Below are 13,908 nucleotides of genomic sequence, written 5' to 3'. Positions count from 1 at the left end.
AAGGAGGACAACTGTGCAGAAGAGACGACTCCCCGGCCGACGACCACTGCTGCTCGCGGTGGGCGCCGGCGCGACAGTGGCCGCCCTCGCGGTCGGCATGACCTCGGCCTTCGCGGCCACCGTCTTCACCGACGACTTCAACGACGGCAACACCTCCGGCTGGTCCAAGTCCGGCGGTACCTGGACCGTCGACGGCTCGGGCGTGCTCAACCAGTCCAACGCCGGCAGCTCGCTGGCCCGGCAGTTCGCCGGCCAGACCAGCTGGACCGACTACTCGGTGCAGGCCCGGGTCAGGCCGGTCAGCTTCGGCTCGTCCAGCGCCCTGGTCGGGCTGGCGGCCCGGTCCAGCAGCAGCACCAAGATGTACCGGCTGGCCCTGCTCGGCTCCGGACGGGCCGAACTCCAGGCCGTCAACGGCAGTGCCACCACCTCGATCGGCTCCGCGTCGCTGGGCATCGGCACCGGCAGCTGGTACACCCTGCGCATCGAGGCCAGCGGCAGCACCATCCGTGGCTTCGTCAACGGCACCCAGATCGCCGCCGGCAGCAACAGCCTGGTCGGCGCCGGCCGGATCGGCCTGGTCACCGCGTACGCCAGCGGCGGCTTCGACGACGTGACAGTGGACTCGTCCGGCGGCGGCACCCCGCCCCCGACGACCCCGCCGCCCACCACGCCGGGCCCGACCAACCCGCCGCCCGCGGGCTGGCCGACGCCGACGGGCAGCCAGAAGGTGGACGCGACGATCCCGGTCTCGGGCACCTTCGATGGCGGGCTCAGGCGCTACTACGGCATCGGCGACGGCGGCCAGAGCGAGAGCCAGGACCCGATGTTCGAGCTGGGCGCCGGGGCCACCCTGCGCAACGTCATCATCGGCGCGCCCGCCGGTGACGGAGTGCACTGCGAGGGCAACTGCACGCTGATCAACGTCTGGTGGGAGGACGTGGGCGAGGACGCCGCCACCTTCCGCGGCGGCACCACGTACACGGTCGACGGCGGCGGCGCCCGCTCGGCCAGCGACAAGGTCTTCCAGCACAACGGCTCCGGCACCGTCACCATCAGGAACTTCCGGGTGGAGAACGCCGGGAAACTCTACCGAGCCTGCGGCAACTGCTCCACCTCGTACGAGCGGCACGTGGTGATCGACAACGTGGTCGTCCGGGACACCGACGCGATCGCCGGCATCAACACCAACTGGGGCGACACCGCCCGGTTCAGCCGGATCACCATTGTCGGCGACCCGGACCGGGACACCTCGATCTGCGTCAAGTACCGGGGCGTGCCGAAGGGCAGCGAGCCGGTCAAGATCGGGGAGGGCGCCGACGGCGTCAACTGCCTCTACGCGCCGTCCGACATCACCTACCAGTAGGGCGGCACGGCGGCACCCCGCGGACGGCACGGCCCGCGGGGTGCCAGCCGGCTCAGGCCAGCACGGGTACGCCGGAAACGTCGACGGTCTCCGGATACTTCAGCCCGGCGCCGGTGTTGAGCACCACCACCCGTTCACCGGCCCGGATCCAACCGCCGGCGCGCAGCTGTCGTGCCGCGGTCAGGCACGCGGCTCCCTCCGGGCAGAGCAGCAGCCCCTCCCGGGTGGCGAAGGCCCGCAGGTCGGCCAGGAGGTCCGCGTCGTCGACGGCCACGGCGGTGCCGGCGGAGGCCCGCAGCGCGGCCAGGATCAGCTCGTCGCCCAGCGGCGCCGGCACGGTGATGCCGAACGCGACGGTGTGGGCGTCGGCCCACGGCTGGGCCCGGTCCTCGCCGGCGGCGAAGGCCCGCACGATCGGCGCGCAGCCGGTCGACTGCACCGCCACCAGCCGGGGCAGCTTGTCGCCGATCCAGCCCAGGTCGCGCAGCTCGTGCAGCGCCTTGTGGATGCCGATCAGCCCGACACCGCCGCCCGTCGGGTAGATGATCACATCGGGCGCCTGCCAGCCGAGCTGCTCGACGATCTCGTACCCCATCGTCTTCTTGCCCTCCAGCCGGTAGGGCTCGCGCAGCGTGCCGGCGTCGAAGATCGCCCCGGCGGACTCCGCGACCAGCTCGGCCACCCGCCGGCCCGCGTCGCTGATCAGCCCGTCGATCAGACGCAGGTCGGCGCCGGCCGCCACGCACTCACGCCGGCAGATGCTCGGAGCCGCCAACGGCATGACGATGGTGGCCCCCATGCCGGCCCGCGCCGCGTACGTCGCCCAGGCCGAACCGGCGTTGCCGTTGGTGGGCATCGCGATCCGCTTGACGCCCAGCTCGCGTGCCCGGCTCACGCCGACCGCGGCGCCGCGCGCCTTGAACGAGCCGGTCGGGATCAGCCCCTCGTCCTTGACCATCAGGTCCTCGATGCCGATCTCGGCGCCGTACGCGGGGACGCGCAGCAGTGGCGTCCAGCCCTCGCCGAGCGTGGTGACGTGTCGGGGGTCGGCGACCGGCAGCAGCTCGCGGTAGCGCCACAGGTCGGCCGGGCGCAGCGGGAATCGCTCCGGGGTGACCGCCTTGGCCACCGCCGGCAGGTCGTAGCGGGCCAGCAGCGGAGAGCCGCACTCACAGAGGTTGTGCAACTCGTCGGCGGCGTACTCCCGGCCGCAGCGCGGGCAGTCCAGGTGGGTCAGGTACACGTCGCTCCTCGCCGTCAGACCGCATCGATGCTGAGCCAGCGCCGGCTGCGCTTCCCCGGTTCGTAGACCGAGTCCAGCCGCTTGGCGATCACGCCGGGCAGGCCCTGCTCACGACCGGTGCGCAGGGCATCGTCGCCAGCGCCGGGGAACCACGGCGGAGTCTGCCAGTGCGTACCGGTCAGCGCCAGCCCGTCGAGCAGCTCCCGGCGTTGCGCGTACGGCACGTCCACGCTGCTCACGCCCTCGAGCCAGAGCAGGTCGACGAGCAGGTACTGGGCGCCGGCCGGGACCCTGCCGCCGCTGGACGGGCGGGCCGGGCGAACCCGGCCGGCACCGTCGATGCGCACCAGCACACCGTCCAGCACCGCCTCGGTCGGGGCCAGCGCCTCGGCCAGTGCGCGTAGCCACGGGTATCCGCCGGTGATCTCCTCGTCGGTCTCGGAGAGCAGCCGCAGCCGCCCGCCGGAGACGTACGCCATCGCCCGGACCCCGTCCCAGCGCAGCTCGTAGCCCCACCCGGCGCGGTCCCGGGGGAGCCCGGCGGCGGGCGTGGCGTGCATCGGTCGGACCAGTTCGGGCATCGGCGTCCAGCCGGGCGGGGCCGGGTCGGTCCGCCGGACCATCCAGTCCCGGCCGCCGGTGGCGAACAGCACGTACCGCCCGGCGGTCCGCTCGCCGGCGAGGGTCACGATCACCTCGTCGTCGCGCCACTTCTCCGCGCGGTAGGTGCCCCGGTCGTGGATGACCATCCGGCCCCCGCCGTACTCCCCGGCGGGAATCTCGCCGTGGAAGTCGAGGTACTCCATCGGGTGGTCTTCGGTGTGCACGGCGAGGTGGTTGCGGCCGGGGTCGCGGGGCAGACCGCGCGGCACCGCCCAGGACGCCAGCACCCCCTCGTGCTCCAGACGCAGGTCCCAGTGCAGGCTGCGGGCGTGGTGCTGCTGGATGACGAACCGGGCCGTGCCGCCGCCGGGGCCGGCCGGCGTCGGGCTCCGCGCCGGCACCGGCTCGGGTGTACGGGCCGCGTCCCGCCGACGCCGGTACTCCTCCAGCCGGTCCGTCACACCCGCATTCTCCGGTAAACCGGACCGTCCCGCTGGACACCTGAGTGTCCGGTTCGCTCGCCGGCCGGGCTCCGGACGGGTAGAACGGTCCATATGGACAACACGGACCAGCCCACCGTCCTGCTCCCCGGTGACGTGCGGATGCCCCTGCTCGGATTCGGCACCTGGAAGGCCACCGGCCAGGCCGGTTACGACGCGGTGCTGGCCGCGCTGGACACCGGCTACCGGCACCTCGACACCGCCACCCTGTACGGCAACGAGCGGGAGGTCGGCCGGGCGGTCCAGGAGAGCGGGCTGCGCCGCGAGGACGTCTTCATCACCACCAAGGTCCCGCCGGACCGGGTGGGCCGGGAGCGGGAGACGCTGGAGGCCAGTCTGGAGGCGCTCGGCATCGACCAGGTCGATCTCTGGTTGATCCACTGGCCACCGTCGGCCACCGACAGCATCCCGATGTGGCGGGAGCTGCTGGCCGCCCGGGACGACAACCTGACCCGGGCGGTGGGGGTCAGCAACTACAGCACGGCCCAGATGGACGAGCTGATCCAGTCGACCGAGGAGAATCCGGCGGTCAACCAGATCCGGTGGGGCCCGATGTTGTACGACCGGCAGCGGCACGCCGAGCACCGGGACCGGGGCGTGGTGCTGGAGGGGTACAGCCCGTTCAAGACCACCGACCTGAGCAACCCGGTACTCACCGGGATCGCCAGCGCGCACGGCGTCTCGCCGGCGCAGGTGGTGCTCCGCTGGCACATCGACCACGAGATCGTGGTGATCCCGAAGTCGGTGACCCCGGAGCGGATCACCGCCAACTTCGACGTCTTCCACTTCTCGCTGACGGCGGAGGAGATGCGCGAGATCGACGCGCTCGGCAACGCCTGATACGGCGAATTTCTTCAGCGCCCGGCATCGCGGTGAAGGGTATCGACATCGACGCTCATGACGGTATAGCGTGCCCGTCATCACGCTCGTCGATGCGTTCGAACCCGCCGTCGCTGGAGGATCGCCATGGCCCGGTCACCATCCATCCGTCTGCGCCGCCGAGGGATGCTCGCCATCCCCGCCCTGGTGGCCGCCGCGCTGACCACCGTCGTCCGGCCCGCACCGGCGAGCGCCGCGCCCAAGCCCGAGTGCCTGGCCGACCTGCTCGGTGGGTCCTGATGGCCACCATTCCCTGGCTGGTGGACGTGCTGCGCGCCGCCGGGGTCCAGGTCGTCGTCGAGGGGGACTGGCTCAACCGGATGCGGCCCGGCTCCTTCGACCCGATCGGGGTGCTCTGGCACCACACCGCCTCGACCTCCAGCGCCAGCAACCCCCACCCGGCCCTCGGCATCTGCATCAACGGCCGACCGGACCTGGCCGGCCCGCTCTGCCAGGCCCTCGTCGACTACAACGGCGTCTTCCACGTCATCTCCGCCGGCCGGTGCAACCACGCCGGAGTCAGCGGCGGCAGCGGGCCGATCCCGGCCGGGGACGGCAACACCCTCATGATCGGGTGGGAGATCGACTACAACGGCGTCAACCAGGAGATGACCGCCGCGCAGTACAACGCGTCGATCGCCGCCACCGCCGCCGTGCTCACCAGGCTGGGCAGGAACAGCAGCTACGCCCGGGGGCACCGGGAGACCAGCACCACCGGCAAGATCGACCCGTCCTTCATCGACCTGAACGTGATGCGGGCCGACGTGGCCGCCAAGATGGCCGGCGGCGGCACCGCGTGGTCCTCCACCGTGGACAACACCACCGCCGGACGCTTCACCGCCAGCGCCAACTGGGGTGTGTCGTCGTACTCCGGGCAGCGGCACGGCGCCGACTACCGGTACGCGGACCCGGTCGCGGCCAGCGACGTCGCGTGGTACCGGTTCGCCGTCCCCGCCACCGCCAGTTACCGCGTCGAGGCCTGGTGGCCGGCGAACTCCGGCTACAACAGCGCCGCGCCGTACATCGTCGCCACCACCACCGGCAACCAGACGGTCCGCGTCGACCAGCGGGTCACCGGCGGGCAGTGGCGGGTCCTCGGCACGTTCACGCTTCCGGCCGGGGACGCCAACCGGGTCGGCGTGAGCCGGTGGAGCAACGCCACAGGCCTGGTCATCGCCGACGCCGTCCGGCTCACCCGGGTCTGACGAGGGCTGTCCGGGCCGGGCTGCCGGCCCGTCCGGTGGGGTGCGCGCACCGCGAGCGCCCCACCGGACGTCGTGCTCAGGTGCGGGAGCAGGTGACCCCGTTGAGCGTGAAGCTCGTCGGTGATGAGTACGCCCCACTCAGGGTCCCCTGATATCCGAAGCTGGCCGTGCCGCCAGGTGCGACGGAACCGTTGTGGCCCACGTTCCGGGCGGTCACCGCGGAGCCGCTCTGCGTCACCGTGGCGTTCCAGGTGTTGGTGACCTGCTGCCCGCTGGGCAGGTTGTAGGTCAGCGTCCAGCCGTTCAGCGCGCTGGACCCCGTGTTGGTGATCTGCACGTCGGCCGTGAAGCCGTTGTTCCACGAGTTCGGCGTGTACTTCACCGCGCACCCGGCGCCGCCCGGCGGAGGAGTGGTCGGCGGCGGTGTGGTCGGGGGTGGAGTGGTCGGGTTGCCGCCGCCGTTGACCGCGGCCGAGAACGAGGTCACCGCCAGGCCGGCGCCGCCCTGCCAGGGCTCGAAGCCCGCCTGGATGCTGGTCAGGTACCAGGAGTTGGTGATCGCGCCCCGGTTGCGGACGTCGGCGATGAAGTCCAGCACGCTGAAGTTCAGGCTGGTGATCGGCGACGGCGCGACGTACGAGATGACGTTGTTGGAGCCGTTGCTGCCCCGCCAGACCTCCCAGGTCCGGCCGGCCAGGCTGGCCGTGCCGACCGGTGAACCGATGGGCTGGATGGAGCCCTGCCGGTTGAGCCAGATCATGATCTCCATCTGGTTCACGCCGTCCCGCCTGGGCGTCGGGTCCAGCCAGATGTCGTACGAGGCGTTGTAGGTGGCGCCGCTGACGTACCGGTAGTTGATGCTGCTGGTGGCGCTGCTGATCTGGCTCACCTGGATCGGCAGGTTCGTGCCGGGGGAGCAGTTGGTGTAGTGGCAACCGAAGAACACCGAGGGGTACGCCGTCGGCGCGCCGTTTGTGGGGCTGCTGCCGTTCTGGGTGGTGATCTCGAAGCCGGTGCTGGTGACGTTGATGCACTGCTGGGCGGTGGTGCCCCAGCGGTTGTTCTGCACCACGTACCGGCCCTGGATGACGGTTGAGCCGTACTGCTCGCAGATCTGGGTGTCGGCGGAGGCGTTGCCGCCGAGTGCCACGGCGACGATCGAGCCGCCGAGCAGCAGGCCGGCGGCGACCAATGCCCGAAGTGGACGTTTCATGACGCTCCTTGACTGCGGCGCGTGCCGGGCGCCGGACGGGTCGGGGCGAAGACGGGAGCGCTCCCACGCTCAAAGACACATTTACATGTCTGAAACCATGGCGCAACCGCGCGCGTCAAACTGGTGAAATGTGAGGATTGCCACGCCCGCGCCGGACGGCCGTCGGGCGGACGTCCAGCTAACCGGCGCGGGCCGCCCGACGATCGGCTCCGGGCGGTCCGATCGGGCCCTGGTGTGCGCCGATAGCGCCGAGTAGCGTGTTGCCTCCAACGCGTGCCGCATCCCCTCCGGAGGCGTACACCACCATGGGTGGCTCCCCCCTGCGCATCCTCGTCGTCGGCGCGGGCATTGCCGGCCTGGCCGTGGCCCGGGCGCTGCGCCTGGCGGGCTTCCGGCCGGACGTCACGGACAAGCTGCCACCGGGGGAGTCCACCGACACGGGCCTCTACCTGCCGGGCAACGCCGCCCGCGCGCTGCACCGGCTGGGCCTGCACGACCCGGTCCGCCCGCTCGGGCAGGTGATCCACCGCCAGCGCTTCTTCGACGCCGCCGGCGTACCCCTCTGCGAGGTCGACCTCGACACCCTCTGGGCCGGCGTCGGCGAGTGCCGGGCGCTGCCCCGGGCGGATCTGCACCGGGTGCTGCTCAGCGGAGCCGGCGGCGCCGTCCGCCACGGCGCCGAGGTCCGCACCCTGGACCTGCTCCCGGGCGGGGTCGGGGTCACCTTCACCGACGGCACCAGCACCGAGTACGACCTGGTCATCGGTGCCGACGGGCCGCGATCCTCGGTCCGCGCCCTGGCCTCCCTCGGCGGTCCGCCCCGCCCGGTCGGGCAGGTGGTCTACCGGGCCGTGCTCCGCGACGGCCCCCCGGTCACCGAGTGGACCGCCCTGCTCGGCCAGCGCTGCGGGTTGCTGATGGTGCCGATCGGCGCCGGCCGGCTGCACTGCTACGCCGACGAGGCCGGCACCGAGCCGCCCTCCGACCCGCTGGGTCGGCTGCGCGAACTCTTCGCCGACTACCGCGGCCCGGTGCCCGAGGTGCTGGCGGCGCTCGACCGGGTGCACGTCGGGATCACCGACGAGGTGGAGCTGGGCCGCTGGCACCGGGGGCGGGTGCTGCTGGTCGGCGACGCCGCGCACGCCACCGCGCCGACCCTGTCCCAGGGCGCGGCGATGGCGCTGGAGGACGCCGTGGTGCTGGCCGAGTCGCTGCGCGCCGCCGGCAGCGTGGAGGCGGCGCTCGTGGCGTACGAGAGCCGCCGCCGCCCGCGTACCCGATGGGTGCGGGACCGGACCCGGGACCGCAACCGGACCCGCGACGTGCCGCCCGCGCTGCGCGACCCGCTGCTGCGCGGACGCGGCGACCGGATCTTCGGGGAGCACTACCGGCTGCTGGTCGGCCCGCTCTAGATCGTGTCCCGCCACCCCACGCGGCGCTGCGACCTGCCGGGGACTATCCTCCTTGCGGATGACGGCCCGCAGATAACCAGCGTGTGCCGAGCGGGACAAACGAGAACCGGAGGCCACTCGTGACCACCGTCGCACCCAAGCCGGTCGTGACCCGGCCCTGGCCGGTCCGGGAGCCGGTCAAGGGGTCGGCCATCGCGCGGCTGCTGCGTACCACGGACGCGAAGCAGATCGGGATCATGTACATGGTCACCGCGTTCGCGTTCTTCATGATCGGCGGCCTGATGGCCCTGATCATGCGGGCCGAGCTGGCCCAGCCCGGGCTGCAGTTCCTGTCGCCCGAGCAGTACAACCAGCTCTTCACCATGCACGGCACGATCATGCTGCTGTTCTTCGCGACGCCGATCGTGTTCGCCTTCGCGAACTACATCGTGCCGCTGCAGATCGGCGCGCCCGACGTCTCCTTCCCCCGACTGAACAGCTTCGCCTACTGGCTGTACCTGTTCGGCGGGTCGATCGCGATCGCCGGCTTCATGACCCCCGGCGGCGCCGCCGACTTCGGCTGGACCGCCTACACCCCGCTGAGCACCGCCGAGCACTCGCCGGGCATCGGCGGAAACATGTGGGTGGTGGGCCTGGCCGTCTCCGGCCTCGGCACCATCCTCGGCGCGGTCAACCTGATCACCACGATCCTGACTCTCCGCGCGCCGGGCATGACCATGTTCCGGATGCCGATCTTCACGTGGAACATGCTGGTCACCAGCCTGCTGGTGATCCTGGTCTTCCCGCTGCTGGCCGCCGCGCTCTTCGCGCTCGCCGCCGACCGCATCATCGGGGCCCACGTGTACGACCCGGCGACCGGTGGGCCGATGCTCTGGCAGCACCTGTTCTGGTTCTTCGGGCACCCCGAGGTGTATATCGTCGCGCTGCCGTTCTTCGGCATCATCAGCGAGATCATCCCGGTCTTCTCCCGCAAGCCGATCTTCGGCTACAAGGGCCTGGTGGCCGCCACCATCTCCATCGCGGCGCTGTCGATGAGCGTCTGGGCGCACCACATGTTCGCGACCGGCCAGGTGCTGCTGCCGTTCTTCAGCTTCCTGAGCTACCTGATCGCCGTGCCGACCGGTATGAAGTTCTTCAACTGGATCGGCACCATGTGGCGGGGCCAGATCAGCTTCGAGACGCCGATGCTCTGGTCGGTCGGCTTCCTGGTGACCTTCCTCTTCGGCGGTCTCACCGGCGTGCTGCTGGCCAGCCCGCCGCTGGACTTCCAACTGCACGACTCGTACTTCGTGGTGGCGCACTTCCACTACGTGCTCTTCGGCACCATCGTGTTCGCCGTCTTCGGTGGCATCTACTTCTGGTTCCCGAAGATGTTCGGCCGGATGCTCGACGAGCGCCTGGGCAAGGTGCACTTCTGGCTCACCATGATCGGCTTCCACACCACCTTCCTGGTGCAGCACTGGCTCGGCGCCGAGGGCATGCCCCGCCGGTACGCCGACTACCTGCCCGGCGATGGCTTCACCACGCTGAACGTGATCTCCACCATCGGCGCGTTCATCACCGGTATCTCCACGCTGCCGTTCATCTACAACTGCTGGAAGTCGTACAAGACCGGCCCGGTGGTCGAGGTGAACGACCCCTGGGGTCACGGCAACTCGCTGGAGTGGGCGACGAGCAGCCCGCCGCCGCTGCGCAACTTCGACAGGATGCCCCGGATCCGCTCCGAGCGGCCGGCGTTCGACGCGAAGTTCCCGGAACTGGCCGCCGGCCAGAGCCTGGCCGGCCCGCCGGAGGGTGGCGCCAAGCCGCTGACCAGCGAGTCGGACGGCGGTGCCAGCTACCGCGAGGACACCGCCAGCGACATCGACCGGAACTGACCCTCAGCTCCGCAGCTCTACGACGGGCGCCGCCACCGGATCACCGGGAGCGGCGCCCGTCGCCATGCCCGGGCCGCCTCGGCCCGCCTGCCCTCGTCACCGCCCGGCCGGCTCGTCACCGCCAGACCCGGCTCGGCGCCTGACGCGAATTCCCGGGCAACCTGTACCTGATCGGCCTCATACCGCTGAGTCATAGATACGCCTCAGAGGTATGTCCCTTCTCCGGCCCGGGCCAGTCGGGCAGCGGCACGACGAGCGCCGTCGTCTCGGCGTGGGCCACCAGGAACAGGCTGGTCCGAATGCTGGCCAGGTGCGGCCCGCAGCGCCCAGCCCGGAGGGGCTTCTCCCGCCCGGTTGGGGAGGTGGCCGGGCCGCGACGCGTCGGCTTCAGCGGGCCGCGGCGGAGGTGAGGTCGGCCCCGACGGGCGGGCGCGGCGTGGCCCCGTCGGCGTTGCGGCGGCGGCGAAGCTCGATCGGGAGCACCACCAGGGTCACCAGCACGCCCAGCGCGCCCGTCACCACGAAGCCCCAGAGCGGCGTCCTGGCGTCGATCACCGCACCGGCGAGCGGAGCGCCGACCGCGATGCCGACGGTGACCGCGGAGCCGTGCAGCCCCATCGCCTCCCCGCGAACCTCGGCCGGGACGAGGCGGCTGACCGCGTCGGAGGAGGCCGCGATTGTCGGCGCGCAGAGCGCGCCGGCCGGGATCAACGCCAGGCAGAGCAGCCACCAGTGGGCACCGCCCAGCCCGACCGGGATGGTGCACAGGGCGAGGGCGCCGGTCAGCACCAGCGGGGAGACCGAGCGGTGCAACGCCCCGTAGACGAACCCGCCAACCAGCGAGGCGACCGCCCAGATGGCCAACACCGCGCCGGTCCAACCGATCTCGCCGCTGGCCCGGAGCACGGCGACCACCGCCACGTCGGTGCCGCCGAGCACGAGGGTCGCGGCGGCGCTGACGGCCAGGACGGCGAGCAGCCGGGGGGTCAGCCACTCCCGGCGGGGCACCTTGCGCCGTGGGCCGGTGGGCTCGGCGGCGCCGCGGATCGGCGGATCGATCAGCCACAGCGCGATCCCGGCAGCGACGATGCCACCGCCGACCAGGTACATGGTGGTCCGCGCGGAGATCGCTGTGACCAGGGCCACCGCCAGCGCCGGGCCGACCATGAACGACAGCTCCACCGACATCGAGTCCAGCGCGTACGCCGGGCGGCGCCGGTCCTCCGGGACCAGCGCGGCAATGGACTGCCGGACCACCGAGAAGATCGGCAGGGCCAGCGAGCCGGCGACGAAGGCGGCCGGCAGCAGCAGCGCGTACGGCAGCGACGGCGCGGTGGCCCAGAACACCGCCTCGGCGATCCCGGTGAGCACCAGGACCGGACGCAGGCCACGCCGGTCCACCAGCCGGCCGAGCAAAGGGCCACCGATTGCCGCGCCCACCGTGATGGCCGCGCCGACCAGCCCGGCAGCCGCGTAGGTCCCATCGAGGTCGAGCACGACGTGGAAGGTCAGCGTCACCCCGGTGGCGGTGAGCGGAATCCGGGCGAGGACGGCTACCAGCAGCAGCGACCGTAGGCCGGGCAGAGCGAGCGCTTCCCGGTAAGGCTTCATGTTCACGTGGGTCCGTACCTCCGGCAACATCCTCGACCGGCGGCGGGCCGATGACCAACCAATTACCGCGTCATGCGGCCCTGATCACAGGCTGGCCGTGCAGGGTCACCCCCGCGCTGTCCATCGCCCGCAGCGCCACGTCGGTGGTGTCCGCAGCGACCGCCGCCGTCAGCTCCAGCAGCACTGTGGTGTCGAAACCCTCCCGGGCGGCGTCCAGCGCGGTCGCCCGGACGCAGTGGTCGGTGGCGATGCCGACCAGGTCGACCCGGTCCACGTCGTGCCGGCGCAGCCAGTCGGCCAGGCACTCGCCGTCGTCGGCGTGCCCCTCGAACCCGGAGTACGCCGCCGCGTGCTCGCCCTTGTGGAAGATCGCCTCGACCCGCTCGGTGTCCAGATCGGTGTGGAACTCCGAGCCGCTGGTGCCGACCACGCAGTGCCGGGGCCAGGACTCCACGAAGTCCGGCGGATCGCCGAAGTGCGCGCCCGGGTCGATGTGGTAATCCTTCGTTGCGACCACGTGCGCCCACCGGTCCGGCTCGGCGGCGAGCAGCCGGGAGATGCCGGCGGCCACGCCCGCGCCGCCCCCGACGGCCAGCGAGCCGCCTTCGCAGAAGTCGTTCTGCACGTCCACGATGATCAGCGCGTTCGCCATCGTGATCTCCCTCTTTTCATGGTGGGGCGGTGACGGTCCTGGATGAGCTCAGTCGGCGGGTACGACGGTGACCGGCACGGCCGGGTCGCCGGCGGAGAGCTTCAGCCCCTCCCACGGGATCGAGATCAGGCACTCCCGTAGGTGCTCGCGCGACTCGTCGAGGGTGGGCAGCGCCACCGCTTCGCCGTCGACCACGTACGAGCGCTGGAGCATCCGGTCGTTGGCCTGCCGGTCCGGCACGCCCTGTGGGCAGATGACCTCCTCGGTGGCGGTGCCGGTCGGCTTGTGCCGGCGGACCGCGACCTTCCGGCCGCCGATTGTCGCCTTGTGCTCGGAGCGCTTCACCACCGGCCGTCCCTCGACCTCGACGAGCTTGTAGACCAGCCCGGCGGTGGGCGCTCCGGAGCCGGTGACCACAGCCGTGCCGGCGCCGTACATGTCCACCGGCTCGGCGGCCAACGCAGCGATCGAGTACTCGTCCAGATCACCGGAAACGATGATCTTGGTCTCGGTGGCGCCCAGCGAGTCCAGCAGCTCCCGGGACTGCTGGGCGATCACCGCGAGGTCACCCGAGTCGATTCGCACCGCCCGCAGCTCCGGCCCGGCCACCGCTATCGCGTTGCGAATGCCCTGGCTGATGTCGTACGTGTCGACCAGCAGCGTCGTGTCCTTGCCCAGCGTGGCCACCTGCGAGGCGAACGCGGCCCGCTCGTCGTCGTGCAGCAGCGTGAACGCGTGTGCCGCCGTGCCCGCCGTGGGGATGCCGTAGCGCGCACCGGCGGCAAGGTTGGAGGTGAACCGGAACCCGGCCAGGTACGCGGCCCGTGCCGCGGCCACCGCCGCCCCCTCGTGCGCCCGGCGCGATCCCATCTCGATCAGCGCCCGGCCGCGTGCCGCGGTCACCATCCGGGCCGCGGCGGCCGCCACCGCGCTGTCGTGGTTGAGCACCGAGAGCGCCAGCGTCTCCAGCACCACGCACTCGGCGAAGCCGCCGGAGACGGTGAGGATCGGCGAGCCGGGGAAGAAGAGCTCACCCTCGGCGTACCCGTCGATGTCGCCGGTGAAGCGGTAGTCGGCGAGCCAGGCCGCGGCCGTGTCGTCGACCACGCCGGTCCGGCGCAGGAAGTCGATCTCCGCCGGGTCGAACCGGAAGTCGCGGATCAGCTCGATCAGCCGGGCCGTGCCGGCGACCACGCCGTACCGGCGCCCGCTCGGCAGCCGGCGGCTGAACACCTCGAAGACGCAGCGGCGGTCGGCGGTGCCGTCCTTGAGGGCTGCGCTGACCATGGTCAGCTCGTAGTGGTCGGTCAGCAGCGCGGGGTGGAGGGTGCTCACCGCCCCAGCCTA

Annotated in this window: 12 protein-coding genes; 6 read left to right on the top strand and 6 right to left on the bottom strand. The window is 71.8% G+C overall.

Translation table 11 applies throughout. The features are described 5' to 3' along the window. Nucleotides 1-13 precede the first annotated feature (13 nt). Entirely contained in the window at nt 14-1,366 is a 1,353-nt protein-coding gene (locus tag GA0070607_RS07110; protein ID WP_089017468.1) for a pectate lyase, read from the top strand. Nucleotides 1,367-1,418: 52 nt separating this feature from the next. On the opposite strand, the gene GA0070607_RS07105 is transcribed toward GA0070607_RS07110, so the two are convergent. Both GA0070607_RS07105 and GA0070607_RS07100 read right to left on the bottom strand, forming a co-directional pair. Next, nucleotides 1,419-2,609: a threonine synthase gene (locus tag GA0070607_RS07105; protein ID WP_089017467.1), complete on the bottom strand. Its 1,191-nt coding sequence runs from the start codon at nt 2,607-2,609 to the stop codon at nt 1,419-1,421. 14 nt (nt 2,610-2,623) lie between these two features. After that, on the bottom strand, nt 2,624-3,673 hold the full coding sequence (locus GA0070607_RS07100; RefSeq protein ID WP_089017466.1) for a DNA polymerase ligase N-terminal domain-containing protein: 1,050 nt from the start codon (nt 3,671-3,673) through the stop codon (nt 2,624-2,626). A 93-nt stretch (nt 3,674-3,766) separates the two neighbouring features. On the opposite strand from GA0070607_RS07100, the gene GA0070607_RS07095 reads away from it, so the two are divergent. The 3 genes from GA0070607_RS07095 (at nt 3,767) to GA0070607_RS07090 (ending at nt 5,796) form a co-directional block, all read left to right on the top strand. After that, a complete protein-coding gene (locus tag GA0070607_RS07095; RefSeq protein ID WP_089017465.1) occupies nt 3,767-4,552 on the top strand; it encodes an aldo/keto reductase in 786 nt (261 codons plus the stop codon). A gap of 126 nt (nt 4,553-4,678) precedes the next feature. Further along, nucleotides 4,679-4,831, top strand: a complete 153-nt coding sequence (locus GA0070607_RS32730; RefSeq protein ID WP_172898999.1) for a hypothetical protein — start codon at nt 4,679-4,681, stop codon at nt 4,829-4,831. Beyond that, the gene (locus GA0070607_RS07090) at nt 4,831-5,796 is read left to right on the top strand and encodes a golvesin C-terminal-like domain-containing protein (protein ID WP_089017464.1); all 966 of its coding nucleotides are present in this window, start codon (nt 4,831-4,833) and stop codon (nt 5,794-5,796) included. The genes GA0070607_RS32730 and GA0070607_RS07090 overlap by 1 nt, the downstream gene beginning before the upstream one ends. A 76-nt stretch (nt 5,797-5,872) precedes the next feature. Here the strand turns inward: GA0070607_RS07090 and GA0070607_RS07085 are convergent, their stop codons facing one another. Beyond that, nucleotides 5,873-7,009 (bottom strand): GH12 family glycosyl hydrolase domain-containing protein, encoded by a 1,137-nt coding sequence (locus GA0070607_RS07085; RefSeq protein WP_089017463.1) that lies wholly within the window; start codon nt 7,007-7,009, stop codon nt 5,873-5,875. A 305-nt stretch (nt 7,010-7,314) separates the two neighbouring features. On the opposite strand from GA0070607_RS07085, the gene GA0070607_RS07080 reads away from it, so the two are divergent. Then, nucleotides 7,315-8,421 carry an FAD-dependent monooxygenase gene (locus tag GA0070607_RS07080; RefSeq protein WP_089017462.1) on the top strand — a complete coding sequence of 369 codons (1,107 nt, stop codon included), beginning with the start codon at nt 7,315-7,317 and terminating at the stop codon, nt 8,419-8,421. 119 nt (nt 8,422-8,540) lie between these two features. Next, nucleotides 8,541-10,298, top strand: a complete 1,758-nt coding sequence (gene ctaD / locus GA0070607_RS07075; protein WP_089017461.1) for an aa3-type cytochrome oxidase subunit I — start codon at nt 8,541-8,543, stop codon at nt 10,296-10,298. A gap of 387 nt (nt 10,299-10,685) precedes the next feature. On the opposite strand, the gene GA0070607_RS07070 is transcribed toward ctaD, so the two are convergent. From GA0070607_RS07070 to GA0070607_RS07060, 3 genes are read right to left on the bottom strand one after another with little or no spacing between them, the layout of a single operon-like run. After that, entirely contained in the window at nt 10,686-11,939 is a 1,254-nt protein-coding gene (locus tag GA0070607_RS07070) for an MFS transporter (protein ID WP_089017460.1), read from the bottom strand. A gap of 40 nt (nt 11,940-11,979) precedes the next feature. Continuing rightward, complete coding sequence (locus GA0070607_RS07065) at nt 11,980-12,561, bottom strand: isochorismatase family protein (protein WP_089017459.1); 582 nt, start codon at nt 12,559-12,561, stop codon at nt 11,980-11,982. Between the two features lie 48 nt (nt 12,562-12,609). Then, entirely contained in the window at nt 12,610-13,896 is a 1,287-nt protein-coding gene (locus tag GA0070607_RS07060) for a nicotinate phosphoribosyltransferase (protein WP_089017458.1), read from the bottom strand. Nucleotides 13,897-13,908: the final 12 nt, after the last annotated feature.

The organism is Micromonospora coriariae, from assembly GCF_900091455.1.
In the GTDB taxonomy this organism is placed as follows: domain Bacteria; phylum Actinomycetota; class Actinomycetes; order Mycobacteriales; family Micromonosporaceae; genus Micromonospora; species Micromonospora coriariae.
This window is presented reverse-complemented; position numbering and strand designations above follow the sequence as displayed.

Bases quoted from the DNA above. Each gene is read 5' to 3' on its own strand.
- GA0070607_RS07080 (WP_089017462.1), top strand. From the start codon at position 7,315: ATGGGTGGCTCCCCCCTGCGCATCCTCGTCGTCGGCGCGGGCATTGCC.
- GA0070607_RS07095 (WP_089017465.1), top strand. From the start codon at position 3,767: ATGGACAACACGGACCAGCCCACCGTCCTGCTCCCCGGTGACGTGCGG.
- GA0070607_RS07090 (WP_089017464.1), top strand. From the start codon at position 4,831: ATGGCCACCATTCCCTGGCTGGTGGACGTGCTGCGCGCCGCCGGGGTC.
- GA0070607_RS07070 (WP_089017460.1), bottom strand. From the start codon at position 11,939: ATGTTGCCGGAGGTACGGACCCACGTGAACATGAAGCCTTACCGGGAA.
- GA0070607_RS07065 (WP_089017459.1), bottom strand. From the start codon at position 12,561: ATGGCGAACGCGCTGATCATCGTGGACGTGCAGAACGACTTCTGCGAA.
- GA0070607_RS32730 (WP_172898999.1), top strand. From the start codon at position 4,679: ATGGCCCGGTCACCATCCATCCGTCTGCGCCGCCGAGGGATGCTCGCC.
- GA0070607_RS07085 (WP_089017463.1), bottom strand. From the start codon at position 7,009: ATGAAACGTCCACTTCGGGCATTGGTCGCCGCCGGCCTGCTGCTCGGC.